The organism is Actinomadura luteofluorescens (assembly GCF_013409365.1).
GTDB lineage: Bacteria > Actinomycetota > Actinomycetes > Streptosporangiales > Streptosporangiaceae > Spirillospora > Spirillospora luteofluorescens.
Window position 1 is genome coordinate 3181563 of the sequence record NZ_JACCBA010000001.1, and the last position, 19785, is coordinate 3201347.

Annotated in this window: 14 protein-coding genes; 4 read left to right on the forward strand and 10 right to left on the reverse strand. The window is 75.4% G+C overall.

Annotated features, from left to right (window positions below):
* Positions 1-49 precede the first annotated feature (49 nt).
* Entirely contained in the window at positions 50-1162 is a 1113-nt protein-coding gene (locus tag BJY14_RS14675) for an NAD(P)/FAD-dependent oxidoreductase (protein WP_179844122.1), read from the forward strand.
* On the opposite strand, the gene BJY14_RS14680 is transcribed toward BJY14_RS14675, so the two are convergent.
* Positions 1140-2657, reverse strand: coding sequence for an MFS transporter (locus BJY14_RS14680; protein ID WP_179844123.1), 1518 nt, complete (start codon positions 2655-2657; stop codon positions 1140-1142). The genes BJY14_RS14675 and BJY14_RS14680 overlap by 23 nt on opposite strands.
* Before the next feature lie 60 nt (positions 2658-2717).
* On the opposite strand from BJY14_RS14680, the gene BJY14_RS14685 reads away from it, so the two are divergent.
* Entirely contained in the window at positions 2718-3887 is a 1170-nt protein-coding gene (locus tag BJY14_RS14685) for an ROK family protein (protein WP_218905377.1), read from the forward strand.
* 35 nt (positions 3888-3922) lie between these two features.
* On the opposite strand, the gene BJY14_RS14690 is transcribed toward BJY14_RS14685, so the two are convergent.
* From BJY14_RS14690 to BJY14_RS14725, 8 genes are all read right to left on the reverse strand, one after another.
* Positions 3923-4330, reverse strand: coding sequence for a cupin domain-containing protein (locus BJY14_RS14690; RefSeq protein ID WP_179844124.1), 408 nt, complete (start codon positions 4328-4330; stop codon positions 3923-3925).
* On the reverse strand, positions 4330-5151 hold the full coding sequence (locus BJY14_RS14695) for a phosphoenolpyruvate hydrolase family protein (protein ID WP_179844125.1): 822 nt from the start codon (positions 5149-5151) through the stop codon (positions 4330-4332). Before BJY14_RS14695 ends, BJY14_RS14690 begins: the two co-directional genes overlap by 1 nt.
* Positions 5148-6347, reverse strand: coding sequence for a Tm-1-like ATP-binding domain-containing protein (locus BJY14_RS14700; protein ID WP_179844126.1), 1200 nt, complete (start codon positions 6345-6347; stop codon positions 5148-5150). The genes BJY14_RS14695 and BJY14_RS14700 overlap by 4 nt, the downstream gene beginning before the upstream one ends.
* A 165-nt stretch (positions 6348-6512) precedes the next feature.
* Complete coding sequence (locus tag BJY14_RS14705; protein ID WP_246395913.1) at positions 6513-7205, reverse strand: ABC transporter ATP-binding protein; 693 nt, start codon at positions 7203-7205, stop codon at positions 6513-6515.
* Entirely contained in the window at positions 7202-8134 is a 933-nt protein-coding gene (locus BJY14_RS14710; RefSeq protein WP_246395914.1) for an ABC transporter ATP-binding protein, read from the reverse strand. Before BJY14_RS14710 ends, BJY14_RS14705 begins: the two co-directional genes overlap by 4 nt.
* Positions 8131-10707 (reverse strand): CRISPR-associated protein Cas5, encoded by a 2577-nt coding sequence (gene cas5 / locus BJY14_RS14715; protein WP_179844127.1) that lies wholly within the window; start codon positions 10705-10707, stop codon positions 8131-8133. The genes BJY14_RS14710 and cas5 overlap by 4 nt, the downstream gene beginning before the upstream one ends.
* Positions 10704-14075 (reverse strand): ABC transporter permease, encoded by a 3372-nt coding sequence (locus BJY14_RS47210; RefSeq protein WP_179844128.1) that lies wholly within the window; start codon positions 14073-14075, stop codon positions 10704-10706. Before BJY14_RS47210 ends, cas5 begins: the two co-directional genes overlap by 4 nt.
* Positions 14076-14221: 146 nt before the next feature.
* On the reverse strand, positions 14222-17434 hold the full coding sequence (locus tag BJY14_RS14725) for an AfsR/SARP family transcriptional regulator (RefSeq protein ID WP_179844129.1): 3213 nt from the start codon (positions 17432-17434) through the stop codon (positions 14222-14224).
* A 139-nt stretch (positions 17435-17573) separates the two neighbouring features.
* Between BJY14_RS14725 and BJY14_RS14730 the strand changes: the two genes are divergently transcribed.
* The gene (locus BJY14_RS14730; protein ID WP_179844130.1) at positions 17574-18134 is read left to right on the forward strand and encodes a dihydrofolate reductase family protein; all 561 of its coding nucleotides are present in this window, start codon (positions 17574-17576) and stop codon (positions 18132-18134) included.
* Between the two features lie 19 nt (positions 18135-18153).
* On the opposite strand, the gene BJY14_RS14735 is transcribed toward BJY14_RS14730, so the two are convergent.
* A complete protein-coding gene (locus BJY14_RS14735; protein WP_179844131.1) occupies positions 18154-19053 on the reverse strand; it encodes a Sco1979 family transcriptional regulator in 900 nt (299 codons plus the stop codon).
* Positions 19054-19320: 267 nt separating this feature from the next.
* On the opposite strand from BJY14_RS14735, the gene BJY14_RS14740 reads away from it, so the two are divergent.
* Positions 19321-19674, forward strand: a complete 354-nt coding sequence (locus tag BJY14_RS14740) for a YciI family protein (protein ID WP_179844132.1) — start codon at positions 19321-19323, stop codon at positions 19672-19674.
* The last annotated feature ends 111 nt before the right edge of the window (positions 19675-19785 follow it).

Sequence of the window (19785 nt, forward strand, 5' to 3'; positions counted from 1 at the left end):
GCGGGCGCTGCCTTGTCTCCCTGGCGCGTATCGAGACGAGGAGACGGACATGGCGCACGTAGTGATCGTCGGTGGGGGTTTCGCCGGGGTGTGGAGCGCGGCGGCGGCCGCACGGGTCCGGGGGACGCGGGACCTGCGGATCACGCTGATCGCACCCGGTGACGATCTCGTCCTGCGGCCCCGGCTGTACGAGCCGGAGCCCGAGCGGGCGACGGTCGCGCTGAAGCGGATCCTGGAGCCGGTCGGCGTCGAGCACATGCGCGCGGCCGTCCAGGACATCGACGTGGACGAGCGGACCGTCACCGCGGACGGGCGGAAGGTCGGGTACGACCGGCTCGTCCTTGCCGCGGGGAGCCGTCTCGTCCGGCCGGGGATTCCGGGTGCGGAGCGGATGTTCGACGTGGACACCCTCCCGGGCGCCCTGCGGCTGCGCGGCCACCTGCGCGGCCGCGACGGCACGACGGTCGTGGTCGGCGCGGGCTTCGCCGGGCTGGAGATCGCCGCGGAGCTGGCCGGGCGCGGGCGGGTCGTGCTGGTCGAGAGGGCCGGGGAGATCGCCCCCGACCTCGGTCCCGGCCCGCGGCCGGTGATCGAGGTGGCGCTGGAGAGGCTGGGCGTCGAGTGCCGCCTCGGCACGACGGTCACGGAGGTCACCGAGGGCGGCGCGATGCTGGCCGACGGCACCGCGATCCCGGCGGACGCCGTCGTGTGGACGGCGGGCCTGGAAGCGAACCCGCTCACGTCCCAGATCCCCGGGGAGCGCGACCACCTGGGCCGCCTGAAGGTCGGCGCGCACCTGCGCGCCCACGACGCCGTCTTCGCGGCCGGGGACGTCGCCGCCGCCCGCGCCGAGGAGGGGCGCCTGACGATGCAGAGCTGCCAGCACGCGACCCCGATGGGCAAGACGGCCGGGCACAACGCCGCGGCCGACCTCCTCGGCGTCCCGCTGATCGACTTCGCCCCGGCCCCCTACGTCACCGACGTCGACCTCGGCGCGGCCGGCGCCGTCTACACGCGCGGCTGGGACCGGCTCGTCGCGCTGCACGGCGCGGAGGGCAAGTGGGTCAAGCGCTGGATCATGGACAAGATCCACCCGCCGGTGGACGACGCCGGGACGATCCTCACCCACGCGGGCATGGTCACGACGCCGATCCCGTTCTGAGCCGCCGCCCGCAGCGGGCCAGCAGCACCAGCAGCAGGGCGGGCGCTACGAGCACGGCGGCGCGCAGGGTGGTCAGGTCGGCGAGCGCCCCGAGCACGAGCGGGGCGACGCCGATCGCCACCCCGGACGCGAGCGCGCACCGCGCCGCGGCCCACGCCGGCTCGGACGGCCGCGCGGCGAGCGCCTGCCCCAGGATCACCGGATACAGCAGCGCCACCCCGAGCCCGGTCACCACGAGCCCGGCGACCGCGACCGGCGCGGGCGACGCCCACAGCACCACGAACCCCCCGATCCCGACGGCCGCCGCGAGGGCGAGCAGCCGGTCCGGCCGCCCCCCGCGCCGCACGACCGGCCCCGCCGCCGCCCGCCCGACGGCCATCCCGAGCACGAACCCCGCCGACAGCGTCGCCGCACCCCCCGCCCCCAGCCCCTTGACACTCCCAAGGAAGTCCGCCGCCCAGAAGACCAGACAGAACTCCACCCCCACCGCCAACACGAGATCCCCCCACCGCCCCCAGAACCCCACCCCACCACCGACCTCCACACCCACCGACCCGGGAGCAGCACCGGCGGGAGCGGCGGCGCTGGAAGAGGCAGCGGTGGGAGCAGCACCACCGGGAACGGCACCACCGGAAGGGGTAGCGCCGGGAGCGGGACCACCGGGAACGGCACCACCGGGAGCGGTAGCGCCGGGAGCGGCACCGGCGGGAGCGGCAGCGCTGGCAGGGGCAGCGCTGGCAGGGGCAGCGCTGGCAGGGGCAGCGCTGGCAGGGGCAGCGCTGGCAGGGGCAGCGCTGGCAGGGGCAGCGCTGGCAGGGGCAGCGCTGGGAGAACCGGCGCTGGGAGAACCGGCGCTGGGAGAACCGGCGCTGGGAGAACTGGGGGTGGGAGGAGCGGGGGTTTGGGTGGGTTGGGCGGGGCGGTGGCGGGGTGGGCGGGTGAGGAAGATGAGGAGGATGGCGGCTGCCAGGAGGGGTGGGGTGGTGAAGGCGGGGCGCCAGCCGAGGCCGTGGGCCAGTGCGGCGCCGATGAGGATCGGGGAGAGGACGGACGCGGCGCTGGAGACCGCGTTGGCCTCGCCGATTTGGATCGTTCCATCTCCCCGGTGCGCGGCGCGCAGGGCCGCCGGGACGAGTTGGACGAGGCCCGCTCCGCCGAGGCCGAGGACCAGGGCGCCGGCGGCCGTTCCGAGGCGTCCGCCCGCGGAGGCCAGGAGGGCGGCGCCGCCGACGAGGGCGGTCAGGGCCGCCGGGATCGCGTAGCGCCCGAGCCGGGCCGCCAGGCGGTGCCCGACCAGACCAACGATCACCAGCCCGAGGGCGAAGGCGGACGGATAGAGGGCGGCCTCGGCGCGGGGCAGGCCGCGCTCCTCCCGCAGTTGGGGCAGGATCGCGCCGAGCGCGGTGAGCAGGTAGCCGAGGCATCCGAAGGCGGCGTAGAGCCCGAGTGTCTCCCCTGTCCGCCCGGTGTCCGGACCCGTGTCGGCGGGCTTCATCGCGCCTCCCCTATTAAACTCGTAGGGCGAGGATAAGTCGGGCACGCCAGGATGTCACCCATGGAGCCGATGACCGCGCACTCCGCGCGCGCCCTGCGCAGCCAGGGGGCGCTGGCCGTGCTCCGCCACGTCCACGCGCACCCGTCCGCGAAACGCGCGGACGCGGCCCGGGCGCTGGGGATGAGCAGCGGGTCCGCCACCGAGATCACGAGCCGGTTGAAGGCGTCCCGGCTGATCGACGAGGAGGCCGCCGCCCTGACCGGCGGGCGCGGCCGCCCCTCACCGGCGCTCGTGCCCCACAGGGACGGCCCGCTGGTGTGCGTCGTGGACATCAGCCACGAGCGGTGGCGTGTGGCCTGCGTCGAGCTGGGCGGTCGCGTCGTCACGCAGGAGACCGGCGGCCACTCCGGCACCCCGGACGTCCTCGGGACGCTCGGCCACCGCGTGTCGGTCCTGCACGCCCGCTACGGCCACCGGCTCCGCGCCGTGTCCGCCTGCGTCGCGGGAACGGTCAGCGCGACCACGGTCGTCCAGGCGTCGGGCATGGGCTGGCGCGACGTGGACCTCGACCCGCTCCGGCCGCCCGGGATCCCGCTGCTCGTCGGCAACGACGCCTCGCTCGCCGGGCTGGCGGAGGCGAGACGCGGGGCGGGCGCGGGAACTCGGGTCGTGCTGCACCTGACGGTCGAGGTGGGGGTGGGCGGCATCCTCGTCGTGGACGGACGGCCGGTGGACGGCGCCACCGGCGCGGGCGGCGAGTTCGGCCACATGCCGTTCGGCGACCCCTCGCTGCACTGCCCCTGCGGCGCCCGCGGCTGCTGGGACCTGGAGGTCGACGGCCGCGCCATGGCCCGCGCGCTCGGCCGTCCCGCACCCCGCGACCCGCGCACGGCGGCCGGGCACGTGATCGCCGCCGCGGCCTCCGACCCGGCGGCCCGCTCGGCCGCCGGCGCCGCCGCGCACGCGCTGGGACGGGGCATCGGCGCCCTCGCCAACGCCCTCGACCCCGGGGTCGTCACGCTCTCCGGCCTGGCCACCGACCTGGCCGCGACGGCGCCCGCGGCCCTCGAAACCGGCTACACGGCCGCCCTGATGCGCTACCGCCGCGCGGCACCGCCGCCCATCCTGCCCTCGACGCTCGGCCCGCAGGGCCCCCTGACCGGCGCCGCGGACGCCGCCTTCGACCTCCTCCTGACCGAAGAAGGCCTAGCCGCCTGGACCCGCACCTGACCCGTGCGTGCCGTTTGGGGGTGGGGTGTCGTTGGTCAGGCGGGGCGCCATTCGGGGATGGCGCCTGGTTCGTGCAGGCAGTGGTCGGGGGCGGCTTCCAGGGCCTTTTCCTCGCCGCCGGGGGTGTAGGTGACGATCAGGCGGAGAGGGCGCCAGGTCATGTTGTAGGTGGAGTGCCAGACGCCCTTGGGGATGTGGACGGCGTCGCCCTCGCGGATCAGGAAGGGCTCGCCATCGTCGACCATCTGCGCGGCCTCGCCGGAGATCACGTAGATGACCTCCTCGGCGTTCGGGTGGTGGTGGCGGGCGTGGCCCTTGCCGGGGTTGACGATCACCTCGCCGAGCGTGCTGCCCGCCCCGGGCACCGCGGACGGGGTGACGAACCATTTGATCGACCCCCAGTCGAAGGTCGCGGTCGCCACGTCACCGGGGTTCCTCAGCATCAGATCTCCAGGTTCTTGAAGGCCGCGACCTGCGCGGTGACGGCCTTCTCGGTCGGGAGCCGCTCGACGGAGGAGGCGCCGAAGAAGCCGACGACGCCCTCCGTCCGGGACAGGACGTGGGCGGCGTCGTCGGGTTCGGCGATGGGACCGCCGTGGCACAGGACGAGGACGTCGGGACGGACGGCGGCCGCGGCGTCCCGCATGGCCTGGACGCGTTCGACCGCCTCGTCCAGGGTGAGGGACGTCCCGGCGCCGATGCTGCCCTTGGTGGTGAGGCCGACGTGCGGGACGAGGACGTCGGCGCCGGCCTCGGTCATGGCCCGCGCCTGGTCCTCGTCGAAGACGTAGGGGGCGGTGACGAGGCCGCGCTCGTGGGCGAGGCGCACCATCTCGACCTCCAGGTCGTACCCCATGCCGGTCTCTTCGAGGTTCTGCCGGAAGACGCCGTCGTAGAGCCCGACCGTCGGGAAGTTCTGCACGCCCGCGAAGCCCATGGCCTTGAGCTGGTCGAGGAAGACCGGCATGACCCGGAACGGGTCGGTGCCGCACACCCCGGCGAGGACGGGGGTGTCGCGGACGACGGGCAGCACCTCCGACGCCATCTCCACCACGATCTGGTTGGCGTCCCCGTAGGGCAGGAGGCCGGCCAGCGATCCGCGTCCGGCCATCCGGTAGCGGCCCGAGTTGTAGATGATGATCAGGTCGACGCCGCCCGCCTCGGCGCACTTGGCGGACAGCCCGGTGCCCGCGCCGGCGCCGATGACGGGCCTGCCCTCCTCGACGGTGCTCCTCAGCCGGAACAGGACGGTCTCGCGGTTCACTGCGCGCCCTCCGAGATCAGCCGGTGCAGCCGGTCGGCCATCGCCCGGCCGAACTCCGGGTCGTTGATGTGCATGTCGAGCATCTCCGCCTCCGCCACTTCCTCCAGCGCCATGAAGCAGGCCACGTCCGCCACCGGATCGTGGAACGGCATGCCGGGGGCGTCCAGCGCCGACACGCCCTTGAGCGGGACGAACAGTGCGGTCGGCCCGGTGGCGGCGGCCAGCTTGGACGCCATCCTGCGTCCCAGCTCGCCCATTTCCTCCGGTGTCGTCCGCATGAGCGTCACGGTCGGGTTGTGGACGTACAGCAGGCGCTCGGCGAACCGTTCGGGGACGGTGGCGCGCGGCCCGAAGTTGACCATGTCGAGGGCGCCGGGCGCCACGACCTGCGGGACGCCGTGCCGTCCGGCCGCCGTGAGCCGGTCGGGTCCCGCGGACAGGACGCCGCCGACGAGGTCGTCCGCCATCTCGGTCGTTGTCAGGTCGAGGACCCCGGCCAGCAGGCCGCTCTCCACGAGCCCTTCGAGCGCCCGCCCTCCGGCGCCCGTCGCGTGGAAGACGAGCACCTCGTAGCCCAGTTCCTCCAGCCGTTCCCGGGCGGCGTCCACCGCCGGGGTCGTGACCCCGAACATGGACGCCCCGATGAGGGGCCGCCCGTCCGCCGCGGGTTCCGGGACGGCGTGCGTCTTGGCCATCCCGGCCGCCGCCGCGGCGGCGTTCCCGAGGATCAGGCGCGACAGCCGGTTCACGCCCGCGATGTCGACGACGCTGTAGGTGAGCGTGACGTCCTTGGCGCCCACGTAGGGCTCGACGTCACCCGCCGCCATCGTCGACACGATCAGTTTGGGCAGCCCGATGGGCAGGTCCCGGACGGCCCGCGCCGCGATGGACGATCCGCCGCTCCCGCCGACGGCGAGCACGGCGTCCACCCGGTCGAGGGCGGCGAGGACGACCGCCGCGCCCTCCCCCATCGCGGTGACGGCCGCGCCCCGGTCGCCCGCGTCCCGCAGGGCCTGGAGCGAGGTGCCCCCGGCCTCCGCGACCTCTTCGGCGGAGACGTCGGCCTCCACGTCGGACGGTCCGACCCCCGCGTCCACGAGGACGGTGTCGCAGCCCAGCTCGCGCACCCGGTCGCGGAGCCACGCGTACTCCGCGCCCTTGGTGTCGAGCGTCCCCACCAGCACAACGGTCGCCATCGAGCCCTCCTGTTCCCCGATACCGATTCCCCCGACGATCACCTCGCAAGCCTGTCTCGCGGGTTACCGCCGCACTCGTTGGAACGGGACAAACAGGACATGCCCGGCTCCGCCCCCGGCAAGGGGGCGGGAACCGCCGGCGTGGAAGGCCTCGGCGGGCGAGGGTCAGGCGGGGACGGAGGCCTCGGTGACGGCGCCGTCCTCCAGGGTCAGGACGCGGTCGGCCTCGGCGAGGAGGGACTCGTCGTGGGTCGCCACCAGGACGGTCACGCCCTCGCTGGAGACGACGGCGCGGAGCAGCGGCATGATCGCGGCGGCGGTCTCGGAGTCGAGCTGGCCCGTGGGCTCGTCGGCGAGGAGCAGGCGGGGGCGGTTGGCGAGGGCGCGGGCGATCGCCACGCGCTGGCGCTGGCCGCCGGACAGCTCGTAGGGGCGCTGCAGGGCGTGGTCGGCCAGGCCGACGAGGCCCAGCAGGACGCGGACGCGCTCGTCCCGTTCGGCGGGCGGCGTGCGGACGAGCCGCAGCGGAACCTCGACGTTCTCGGCCGCCGACAGGACGGGGATGAGGCCGTGCGACTGGAACACGAAGCCGATGTCGTCGCGGCGCAGGGCGAGCAGGTCGTCCTCGGAGAGCGCGCCGACGTCGCGCCCGTCGACGTGGACGGTGCCGCCGTCGGGGCTGTCCAGGCCGCCGATGAGGTTGAGGAGCGTCGTCTTGCCGGAGCCCGAGCGGCCCCGGACGGCGACGAGCTCGCCCGGCGCGATGGTGAAGGACGCCCCGCGCAGGGCCGGAACCTCGATCCTGCCCGTCCGGAACGTCCGGACCAGTCCTTCCACGGCCACCATCGGGGCGGTCATCGGGTCTCCTCCCGGTCGGGCCAGACGCCGACGTGGTCGCTTTCCAGGGCGAGGCGGACGCGGTCGCGCATGTCCAGGGACTGGGTGAACCCCTTGGGCAGCTGGACGCGGCCGACGCGGTCGAGGAGGGCGTACTCCTCCACGACGCGGGTCCCGTCCTCCTCGGAGCGGCGGCGGACCTCGACGCTGGTGCGGCCGTCGCGGATGCCGACGGTCCGGTCGACGCGCTCGGACACCTGCGCGTCGTGGGTGACGACGACGGTGGTGGTGCCGAGCTCCTGGTTGACGCGGCGGAGGGCGGCGAACACCCCGGCGGCGGTGGCGGTGTCGAGTTCGCCGGTCGGCTCGTCGGCCAGCACGACCTGGGGTTCGTTGGCGACGGCCACGGCGATCGCGATCCGCTGCTGCTGGCCGCCGGACAGCTCGGCCGGGCGGCGGTCCGCGCAGTCGCCGACGTCCAGCATGCCGAGCAGCTCGGCGGCACGGGTGGCGCGCGCGCGGCGCGACCGCCCGGCGAACCTCATCGGCAGCTCGACGTTCTGCGCGGCGGTCAGGTACGGCAGGAGGTTGCGGGACGTCTGCTGCCAGATGAACCCGACCTTCTCGCGCCGGAACTCCAGCCGCTCCTTGGACGCCATGGTGAGCAGGTCGGAGCCGGCGACGCGGGCGACGCCGGCGGTCGGCACGTCCAGGCCGGACAGGATGTTCAGCAGCGTCGACTTCCCCGAGCCGGACGCGCCGACGATGGCGACGAGCTCGCCGGGGTCGATCAGCAGGTCGAGGCCCTGGAGCGCGACGACCTCGACGCCGTCGGTCTTGTAGATGCGCACCAGGTTGTCGCAGACGATGTGGGCGCCCTCGCCGTAGACGGGGCCGCGTTCGGCGGCGCGGCGCTCCAGTTCGGCGAGGTCGGTCGTTTCGGTCATCATTCCCCCGTTCTCAGGGCGTTGCCGGGGTCGGTGTCGAAGGCGCGGTCGACCGCGACGGCGGCGGCGGCCGCCAGCAGGAGCGCGGCGAGCAGGCCGAGCAGCGCCGGGAGCCCTGGGACGTGCGCGGTGACGGCGAAGCCGCCGGTGTAGGGGCGCAGGTCGACGACCGGCCCGGTGATCTCCGGCAGCAGGAGGCCGAGCACCCACCCGGCGCCGACCGCGCACAGCAGGACGGGCGCGAGCTCGACGAGGGCGAGGCGGCGGCTCTGCCGGCGGCTCAGCCCGAGGGCGCGCAGGTGGGCGATCATCCGGCCGCGGGCGCGGGCCCCCACGACGAGGACGAGCAGGACGGCGAGGAGCCCGTACACGCCGCCGGCGACGGCCGAGTCCCGGAAGGTGTCGTGGACGACCGACACCAGGGGCAGCCCCGTCATGTTCCGCAGCACCTGCCGCCGCATGACGACGTCGTCGCCCGGGACGGCGGCGCGCAGCGCCTTGGCGTCGATGTCGTGGCCGGTGAGGAAGACCTGGGACGGGAAGCCCGTCGCGCCGGCGACCGTCCGGTAGGGGACGATCACGAAGGCGCTGTTCCTCTCCTGCCCGGGGAAGCGTTCGATCTGGGCGGACGCCTTGACCGTCACCGGGTCCATGCCGGCGCGGCTGAGCGTGACGGCGCCCCGGCCCAGGGTGCGGGCGGCCAGCGGGGACACCAGCGCGCCCGCGCCGGTGTCCGTGTCCGGGATGCCGGGCACTTCGGGCGCGAGTCTCCGGTAGGCGTCGAGGTCCACGCCGACCACGGTCAGCGGCGCGGGGTCGGTGGCGGACGAGGCGCGGGCGATGACCCGGGCCCGGACGGCGCCGGTGACGCCGGGGACCGCGCGGACGCGGCGCAGGCCCGCGTCGTCCAGCGACTCGGCGTCGACGCGCGCGTCACCGCCGGTCTCGGCCCACGAGGCGCGCTCCTGCCCGGTCCGCAGCGCGGTGTCCACGGTGGAGGTGAAGCCGGCGATGGTCGCGGCCAGCAGCAGGACGGCCAGCGGCAGCGCGCCGACGAGGCTCTGCCGGGACGCGCGGGCGACGCCGATGAACGCGACGGCGCCGGTCCGCCGCCGCAGGATCGGCCCGGCCGCGCGCAGCAGGTACGGGTAGGCGCGCAGGACGAGCACGCCGAGCGCCGCGCCGAGCAGGGCGGGGACGGAGGCGACCAGCGGGTCGGTGCCGGAGGAGGCGCCCCGCTCGCGCAGCAGCACGACCCCGACCACGGCGAGCACCACCAGCAGTCCGTCCAGGACGAGCCGCCGCCGGGAGGGGCGCGCCGCGACGAGGTCGTCGCGGCGTTCGGTGACCGAGCCGAGGCCGCCGCCGCGCTCCCGCAGGACCATGGCCGCCGGGAGGCCCAGCACGGCCGCCACGAGCAGCCCGATCGCGTACAGCGAGGCGGCCTGCGGCGGTCCGGCGTCCAGCAGCCGTCCGGCCGCGTAGCCGAGCAGGGCGGACGGGACGGCGGCGAGCGCGGTCAGCCCGCAGGCGGGCGCGGCGAGCTGGCGCAGCGACGCGCCGCGCGCCCGCATCACGCCGAGGATCGGCCGGAGCCGCTCGCCGAGCAGCCCGGCGGCGAGCAGCAGCAGCCCGGCGGCGACGGCGACGAGCCCGCCGAAGGCCAGGCCGACGACCGACTGGGCGGTGCGGAGGCGTCCGGCGAACTCCTTCAGCCGGTTGTCCAGGGCGGTGGAGACCTCGCAGGGGAAGAGGTCGGCGCGCCCTTCCACGGCGGAGCGGAAGGCGTCGAGGTCGCGGGTCATGGCGCGGACCTGCTCCGCGCTGACCACGCCGGTGCGGAGCGGGAACCGCCAGTCGTAGTTCAGTTTCAGGCGCGGGTCGCGCGTGAGGCGCGAGTACGCGGCCGGGTCGATCAGCGCCGTGCCCGCGTCGGCCTCGATGGTCGTCTGGGGCATGTACTCGATGGTGGGGTGCAGGATCCGGGCGCGGGGGCCCCAGAACTGGTCGGCGGCGTTCACGGGTTCGTACAGGCCGCTGACGCGGACGGTGAGGCCGCCGAGTCCGATCCGGTCGCCGACCTTGTAGCCGAGCTGGTCGGCGTACCGCTTGGCGACCATCGCGTTCATGTCGCCGCTCGTCTGGCCCGTCCTGTTGAAGGGGAAGCCGCCGGAGACGACGCGGATGCGCCGCCATGCGCCCGGTTCCCAGCCCAGGTACAGGAGCCTCGGCCTGCGGAACTCGCCGTCGACGGCCTGGGAGGGCGAGGTGACCGACGACTCGGGCTCGCCCGTCACCTCGGCCAGGGAGGGGGGCAGCCGGTCCCGCCACGCGAGGGCGTTGGCGTTCAGGGCCGCGTCGCTGGGGACGGCGGCGAAGGCGGCGGAGCCGCCCGCCTCCCCCTTCACGTGGATGTCGGCCCCCGGACCGGCCGCCGCGGCCGCGGCGGCGTCGTACCCGGCGGTCGTCCGGGACGGGACGGCGACGGCGAGCAGCGCCGACACCAGCGTCAGCACGGCCAGCGCGGTGAGCGGCGCCCACTGCGCGCGGACGAGCCGCATCCCGGCACTTCTCATCGGTCCTCCCCCACGCGCAGGCCGGCGCCGAGGTTCCGGCGCCGCAGCGTCCGGACGACGGGCGCGAGCACGAGCCCGAGCACCGCCGCCACCCCGCCGGCGACGGCCAGCACCACGGGCCACTGGACGACCAGGTCGGCGGGCGGGTACGGCTCGGCGGCCTGCACGCTCAGCACGATGTGCGGGACGACGAGCCGCGCCACGACCAGGCCGAGGACCGTCCCGCCGAGCAGGCCGAGCCCGACGAGGTAGGCCTGCTCGATCGCGAGCATCCCGGCGACCTGGCGGGGCGGCACGCCGAGCGCCCGCAGCACCGCGAACTCCCGGTACCGCTCGCCCGCGGTGACCGCGGCGTTCACCACGAACGCGATGACGGCGAACGCCAGCGCCGCGGCGAACCCGAGCACGAGGGCGCCCTGGAGCGCCGCGCCGAGCGGGGCGTCGCGGAGCCGGGAGCGCGTCTCGACGCGGTCGGCCGCGACCTCGCCCCACGCGGGGTGCCGGGCGAGGTCCCGGACGGCCGGGGCGGTGCGGCCGCCGCGCGCCGACGCCCACCACTCGCGGGGCGTGATGGGGTCGCCCGCCGTGCCGTCCACGGCGAGCCGCGACTGGGTGAGGGTGGGCAGGTCGACCAGGACGCCGGGCCTGCCCGGCGGCACGCTCGGCAGGGCGGGCGCGATCCCCGCGACCTTGACGGGCTGGTCGCCGTCGATGGTGTTCACGGTGACGGTGCCGCCGACGCCGACCTTGGCGCGGCTCGCCATCTCCTCGGTGATGACGCCCGGCACGGCGGGCAGCAGGTCGGTGTTCTTGACGTCGTGCGAGGGCGGGGTGGACGTGCCGAGCATCGCGTGGACGGCCGTGCCGGTCGCGTAGCCGTAGAAGCCCTGGCGGTCGAGGGTGGGCGAGGAGGGGATCGTCAGGGTCGCGAGGGCGTCCCCGGAGTCGGTGACGCGGGTCCTGAGCGGGTGCTCCAGGTCCTGCGGCCCGGCGAAGGCGTCCCAGCGGGCCCCGGCGGGACGCGCGGCCGGGCCGGTGCCCTCGCCGGTGACGCTCCGCAGTTCCAGGACGAGCCTGCCCGAGATCTTGTTGTCGTCGTAGTCGAAGTGGACGCCGCGGACCGACAGGGGGTAGGACGGCACGCCGTCCCGCCCGGCCAGCTGGGCGGTGTCGAGGGCGAGGGTGTGCGCCTTGCCGTCCGCCTCGACTCCGGGCAGGGTCACCTGCCGGGTCAGCCCGCGCGCGTCCACGACGGTCACCACGAACTTGTAGCCCTCGCCGAGGGGCGGCACGTAGTCGGGGGGCACTTCGGGGTCCGGGCCGGAGCGGCTGAGGCGCACGTCGAACAGCAGCCGTTTCGGTTCGCCCGGGACGGTCATGGCCGGGACGGCCGGGCGGGCACGCGCCAGCTCGCCGAGCCGCAGGTCTTTCCGCAGGCCGGGGCCGACGCGCAGGAGCGGGCCGATCGCCCTGGCGTCCACGCCGAGCAGCGTCGCGGGTTCGGTGCCGAGGTCGGCGTCCATGCGCAGGACCCCGGTCGCGGCCGAGACGCCGGGCAGCGCCGCGAACCGTCCGGCCTGCCCGAGCGGTTCCGGGCCGCCCTCCCTGGACGAGGCGGACAGCCGCAGGTCGGCGCCGCTCTGGAAGTCGGCCTGGTCGGTCTGGGACCGCCGCCAGGTCGCCATCGTCGTGACCGACAGCACCCCGACGGCCATCGCCATCACCAGCAGCAGGACCGGGCCGGTGTAGCGGAGCTGGCGCCGTCCGACCTGCCGGGTGCCGAGGACGGCCACGAGCCCGCGGCGGCGGGTCGCGACCCGCTCGGCCACGCGGGAGACGGCCGGCACGAAGCGGAGCAGGAGCACCCCGCCGGCGAGCAGGGCCAGGGCCGGGCCGGACACGATGAACGGGTCGATGCCGCCCGTGCCGCCGCCCGTGCCGCCGCCCGTGCCGCCTCGGGGGGCGCCGTCGCCGCCCGCGCCGTCCGCCCCGTACCGGGTGAGCTGCCAGATCGCGAGCCCGGCGACGAGCAGCAGGGCCAGGTCGGTGCCCGAACCGCGCAGGCCGCCGCGGCCCTGCCGCCCGATGCCGGCCTGGGCCTCCACGAACGTCCGGTTGGCGCCGCGCAGCGTCGGGACCGTCAGGACGACGGCGCAGGCCAGCGCCGTCAGCACCGAGACCGTCCACAGCGGCGCGAGCGGCCCGGCGTCCAGCCGCAGCCCCGAGTCCCGCACGGCGGGCGCGTGCCCGGCCAGGCGCAGCAGCGGCCCGGCCAGCAGCGGGCCGAACACCGCGGCGGGCAGCACGATCAGCAGGCCCTCGACGAGGCCGAGCCGGGCGAGCTGGCGCATGCCGAGGCCGCGGGTGCGCAGCAGCGCGACCTCGCCGCGCCGGTGGTCGGCGAGCAGCCGCGCGACCAGCAGCCACGCGCAGCCCGCCAGCAGGACGAGCTGGATCACCGGGATGAGCATCGTGGAGCGCGCCACCTGGAGCGCGGTGCGCAGCTGCGCGGTCAGGTCGGGCAGGTCCGTCGCGACGCTGAACTGCGCCCCGTCGCCGGCCTTCCTGAAGGTGTCGCCGCCGGCGGCCACGCGGTCGCCGAGGGGGCCGAGCTCGCCGGGCTCGACGCCGCGCAGGTCCGGCAGGACGGTGAAGCGGGCCTCGGAGCCGGTGCCGGTGAACCGGGCGGCGAACACCTGGGGCGGCACCACGAACGGCCCGTAGCTCGTATAGGTGAGCCGTTCGACGCCGGTCGTGACGAGCTTGTCGTCCTGCCAGAAGTAGTCCTGCGGGTCGGGGACGTCGAAGAGCCCGACGACGCGGACCTTGACGACCGACTTCTTGTCGACGCGGCCGTGCAGCGTGAGGACGTCGTCCACGCCGGCGTGCATCGCGCGGGCGGCGGCGCCGGGCAGGGCCGCCTCGACCTCACCGGAGCCGGAGCCGGAGGCCGCGCCGGGCCAGCGTCCCTCGGTGAGCCGCGCGTGCTTCTCGATCCCGGTGTAGGTCTCGAACGCCGTCAGGTCGGGGTGGTCGCTCTTCTCCTGGCCGGGGAGCGTGTAGGAGTCGCTGCGGACGCTCATCGAGACCGCCAGCGGGACGTCCCGGTAGATCTGGCGGAGTGCCCGGTCGACCTGGCTCTGCACCTTGGGGAGGCCGTTCGCGGGGACGTGCGTGCCGAGCGTCGTCCCGACCGACTCGAACGTCGCGTCGGCGAGCGTGCGGCGCAGGCCCTCGCGGGTCACCGAACCGGTGTAGCCGACCAGGGCGGCGAGGACGGTCGTGGCGAACAGCGCGGTCGCGCAGGCGGCCAGCACCAGCGTCCGGTCGCCGATGATCCGGCTGAGCACCAACCCCCGTCGCCCCACGATGGGCCATGATCATCCTGTGTGAGGGGGGCCACAAGGGGTCGTGATGATTCCGCGACCATTCGCAACCTTCTTGCAATAAGGACGAATCGCCCACACCTCCCCCGTCCCGGGAGGCACTGCCGCGCCACCCGACCGTCCGCGCCCTACCGGTCCGCCCATACGGACGCACCTTCCGGAGGGACGTTCTCCGCGCGGCGCAGGATCTCCACCGGATCGAGGGCCGCGCCCGCGGCGAACGCGTCCGGGCCGGCCCCGTCCCCGATCAGCGCGGCGGCCCGGTCGATGTCGTCCTGCTCGACGGGGCCGGGCGGCACGCCGGCCGCCTCCCGGACCGCCGCCGCCTTCCCGAGGGCCCGGGCCGCGTCCCCGTGCCGTCCGGTGAGGGCCAGCGCGCAGGCCAGGCACTCCAGGGCGCCCGCCAGGTCGCGCGGCGCGGCCAGCCTGATCGCGACGGCCAGCGCGTCCCGCTGGTACCGCACGGCGGACGCCGCGTCGCCCCGCGCCTCCGCCACCCGCCCCAGCCCGGTCTGGATCATCGGCAGGTACAGGGGCGGGAACTCCTCCGGCGAGGCCGCCGCAAGCAGGGGCCGCAGCCGGTCCTCGGCGTCCTCCGGCCGCCCCTCGCGCTGCGCCGCCAGCCCGAGGCCGATGTCGGCGAACATGACCGCGGGCGCGAACCCCTGCTCCACGGCGACCCGGCGCGCGCGCCCGAACAGCCGCCGCGCGGACACGTGGTCGCGGCGCAGGTAGGCGATCCAGCCGCGCCACGCCATCCGCATCGCGACGTCCGGCCACATCCGCAGCTCCTCGGCCATCCGCTGCGCGTCGTGGTGGAGCCGCTCGGCCCTGTCGTAGTCGCCGGTCAGCTCCGCCAGCCCGCCGAGCCACTCCACCGCCTGGAGCCGTCCCCAGCGGTCGCCGACCTCGCCGAACAGCACGGCGGCCCGTCCGGCGTCGCGCTCCAAAGCGGCGGGCTCGCCGCGCGCGTGGGCGTGCATGGCGCGCTGGACGAGCGCCGCCGCCTCGCCCCACCGGTCGCCGGACGAGCGGAACCCCGCGAGAGCCTCCTCCAGCCGCGCGGCGCCCTCGCCGGTGTCGTCCAGTTCGGCGCGGGCGAACGTCAGGAACCAGCGCGCCCACGCCTTCAGGCGGTCGTCGCCGGTGGCGTCCACGAGCGCGAGGGCCTCGTCGCGGCGGGCCTTCCAGTCGCCGGGGGCGCCCTTGAGCACGGCCAGCCCCGCCCGCCAGGTCAGCGCGCGGGCCCGCAGGTCCGGCGAGCCGCCGTCCCGCGCGAGGGCCGCCTCCAGCGACCGCAGCGCCTCGGTCAGCCGCCCGCGCAGGAACCAGTACCAGGCGAGCGCGTTGACCAGCCGCAACGCGGCGTCGGCCGACCCGGCGGTGTCGAGCGCGGCCCGCAGGTTCGCCGCCTCGGCGTCCAGCCTCGCCATCCAGCGCGCCTGCTCGGGCCCGGTGAGCAGGTCCGCCGCGCGCTCGGCCAGAGCCAGGTAGTGGCGGCCGTGCGCGGCCTCGGCGCGCCGCGTCTCCCCCGCCTCCGCCAGCCGCGCGGCCGCGTAGGCGGCGACGGACTCCAGCAGCCGGTACCGGGGGCCCTCGCCGGGACGCTCCGTCATCACGACCAGCGAGCGGTCGACCAGCCGGACCAGGACGTCGAGGACCTCCGCGTCAGGGACGTCCCCGCCCGCGCACACCGCCTCGGCCGAGTCGGCCGTGCAGCCGTCGGCGTGCACCGACAGCCGGCGCAGCACCGCGCGCTCCGGCCCGGTCAGCAGGTCCCAGCTCCAGTCGATCACCGCGGTGAGCGTGCGCTGCCGGGCCGGGGCGCCGCGGTGCCCGGACGACAGCAGCCGGAACCGGTCGTCGATCCGTTCGACGAGGCCCTCGACTCCGAGGGTCCGCACCCGGGTCGCGGCGAGTTCGAGGGCGAGCGGGATGCCGTCCAGCCTGCGGCACAGCTCCCCGACCGGCCCTGCGGTGTCCCCGTCCAGCCGGAAGCTCCGCGACGCCGCCCGCGCCCGCTCGGCGAACAGCCGGACCGCGCTCGACGCGGCCGGGTCGTCGCCGCGGCCCGGCACGTCCAGCGGCGGGACGGCCCACACGACCTCGCCCGGCAGGCCGAGCGGCTCCCGGCTCGTCGCCAGCACGCGCACGCCGGGCACCCCGCGCAGCAGCCGGCCGGCCAGCTCGGCGGCCTGCTCGACCACGTGCTCGCAGTTGTCCAGGACGAGCAGCAGCCGCCGGGCGCCGAGCGCCGCCGCCAGCCGGTCGAGCGCCGCGGCGGGCGCGCCGGGCGCGTCCCGGATGTCGAGGATCGCCGTCACGACCTCCGCGAGGTCGGGCACGGTCGAGCGCTCCAGCCCCGCCAGCTCCGCCATCCACACGCCGTCGCCGAACGCGTCCGCGAGCCCGGCCGCCGTCTCGATCGCCAGGCGCGTCTTGCCCACCCCGCCCGGGCCGGTCAGCGTGACCAGCCGGTCGGTGCCGATCCTGGCCCGGATCTCCCGGACGGCGCCGTCCCGCCCGATCAGCTCGGTCGGCGGGACGGGCAGGTTCGACCGCGGGCGCGGCGGCGGCGCGGCGGCGGGCCCGCCCAGGCCGGGGTCCTGCCGCAGGACGGCCCGCTGGAGCTCGGCCAGTTCCGATCCGGGGTCCAGGCCGAGCTCGTCGGCGAGCAGCACCCGGTACCTCTCGAAGCTCTCCAGCGCCTCGTTCTGCCGTCCGGCCCGGTAGAGGGCCCGCATGTGCGCGGCCCTGAGCCGCTCGCGCAGCGGGTGCTCCTCGACGGCGCCGCCGAGCTCGCCCGCCAGGACGCCGTGCTCGCCGAGTTCCAGCCGCACCTCGGCGTGTTCCTCCAGCGCGGTCAGCCGCAGTTCCTCCAGCCTCGCCACCGCCGCGCGGGTGAACTCCTCGTCCCGGAAGTCGGCGAGCGCGGGCCCGCGCCACCGCCCGAGCGCCTCGGCCAGCAGCGCCGCCCTCTCCTTCGGCTCCACCGCCCCGCGCGCCCGCTCGACCAGCGACCGGAAGCGGCGGGCGTCCACCTGCTCGGTGGCCGCGGCGAGCAGGTATCCGGCCGGGCGCGACTCCACCAGCGCCCGCGCGCCCGGCTCCGCGTCCTCCAGGACGCGGCGCAGCTGCGACACCTTCGCCGACAGCGCGCCCATCGGGTTCCCGGGCGGCGCGTCGCCCCACAGGTCGTCGACCAGCCGGTCGGCGGGCACCGGACGGCCCTCGTGCACGAGCAGGTCCGCCAGCAGCGCCCGCACCTTCAGCCCCGGCACGGGGACGAGCCCGCCGTCGTCGGTCCAGACCGCGAGCGGCCCGAGCAGCCCGAATCGCATCTTCCGACCCTAATGCGAACCCGTCCGCCGGCGCCTCGGGGCGGCCGCCGGAAAGGAAGCGTAAGGATGCGGTAAACGCTCTCGCGCACAGTGGTCCCACCGCGCCGGAAGGCGAACGATCACCCTGACGGAGGAGACCATGCGCAAGATCATCAACTCGACGTACGTGTCGCTCGACGGCGTCATCGAGAACCCGCAGAACTGGACCTCGGCCTACTTCCAGGACGAGGCCGCCGCCTACGCCAGGGAACTGCTGTTCTCCTGCGGCGCCGTGCTGATGGGACGCAAGACGTTCGACGGCTTCTCCCAGGCCTGGCCGGCCATGGAGGAGGCCACCGGCGACTTCGGCGTCCGGATGAACAGCCTGCCCCACTACGTCGTGTCCGACTCCCTCCGCAAGCCCGGCTGGGGCGACACGACTGCGATCCCGCGGGCGGAGGCGGTCGCCGAGATCACCAAGCTGAAGGAGCAGGACGGCCAGGACATCCTGCAGTACGGATTCGGACCGGTGACGCGGACGCTCGTCGAGCACGGCCTGCTGGACGAGCTGCGCCTGTGGATCCACCCGGTGCTCGTCGGCCCCCGCGGCACCGACGAGCTGCTCAACGCCGACGAGTTCTCCGCCACGTTCGAGCTGTCCGACACCAAGGTCTTCACGACCGGCGTCATCATCGCCACCTACGTCCCCACCGCGCGGTAGGGACGGTCCAGCGCGGCGGTTAGACGAGCCGGGCCAAGGCGGTCTGGAGGATCGCCCGGGTGCGGTCCGGGTGCTCGGCCTGGACGCCGATGCGGTTCAGGGCGTCGCGGTAGCGGGCGATGTCGGAGGCCCGGTCCGGGTAGAGCGCGCTGGTGAGGTGCTCCAGGTAGACCACGTCGGGCAGCTCGGGCTCGGCGAACCGCAGCAGCGTCATCGGGCCGCCCTCCACCGCGGGCCCGCCCGAGGCGAGGGGGACGATCTGCACCGTGACGTGCGGCAGCTCCGTCATCTCGATCAGATGCCCGATCTGGGCGCGCATCGTGGCGGGGCCGCCGACCGTCCGGCGGAGCGTCGCCTCGTCCAGCACCGCCCACAGCCGCAGCGGGTCGGGGCGCTCGAACACGCGGCGGCGGCGCATCCGCAGCTCCACCCGCCGCTCGATCTCCTCGGACCCCGCCTCCGGGTGGCGGGCCGCGATCAGGGCGCGGGCGTAGTCCCTGGTCTGCAGCAGGTCGGGGACGTCCTGGGCCTCGTAGACGCGGACGAGCACCGCGCCCTGCTCCAGCCCCAGGTAGGGCTCGAACCAGGACGGGATCACGTCGCCGAACGGCTGCCACCAGCCCGGCGCGCCGGCGTGCTCGGCCAGCTCCAGCAGCGGCTCGCGCAGCGACGGGTCGGTCACGCCGTAGAGGGTCAGCAGGTCGGCGACGTCGCGCTCCTTGTAGCCGACGCGACCGAGCTCCATCCGGCTGATCTTGGAGTGCGAGCCGCGGATCTCGTACCCGGCGGCCTCGGTGGAGATGCCGGCGGCCTCCCGGTAGCGGCGCAGCTGCGCGCCGACCAGCATCCGCAGCACCGTCGGGCCCGCCGTCCGGTGGTCCTGGGCGACCCGGGCGCGGTCGTCCGCCGGTACTCCCATGGGACGCCCTCCTCGACGCGCGAAAAAACTTTCCACCGGATGAAGTTACTCGTTGGAGAGTCACTTGCCCACTAGTCCGGAATGTCCTCTTTGCTGGGCATCTCGGCGTATCTACGGTGGTGTCCGGTCCGGCAGCGCCGTGACCTGGCACGATACGGGCAGGAAAAAAATCCGGAAGATTTCGGCTGGGATGTCGATCCGGTCACACCTTCTTCGACGCGTTCGTGACAGGCCGGGAGGGACCGGCCGCTGAACAGAGGAGACGACATGCGGTTCCTGATGATGACGACCGACGACGGTTCCGCCCCCGCCGGGCCGCCGGACGAGAAGCTGCAGACGGAGATGGGCAGGTTCATCGAGGAGATGTCCCGGAGCGGGGTGCTTCTCGCCACCGGCGGGCTGGAGCCCGGCGGCACCCGGATCAAGTCGTCCGGCGGCAAGGTCACCGTCCTCGACGGCCCGTTCGCCGAGGCCAAGGAGACGGTCGTCGGGTTCGCGCTCATCGAGGTGGGCACCCGCGAGGAGGCGATCGAACTGTCCAAGCGGTTCTGGGCGATCGTCGGCGACGGCGAGGGCGTCATCCAGCAGGTGTTCGGGCCGGACGACATCCCCGGCGCCTGACCCCGAAACGGGCCGGCGGGCGTCCGCCGAGCTTGCGCGGCGGCCGGTGCGGGTGCTCTCATCGGCGGCGTGACGGCATCGGACGAGCCCGGGGCGCGAGAGGCGCCCGCG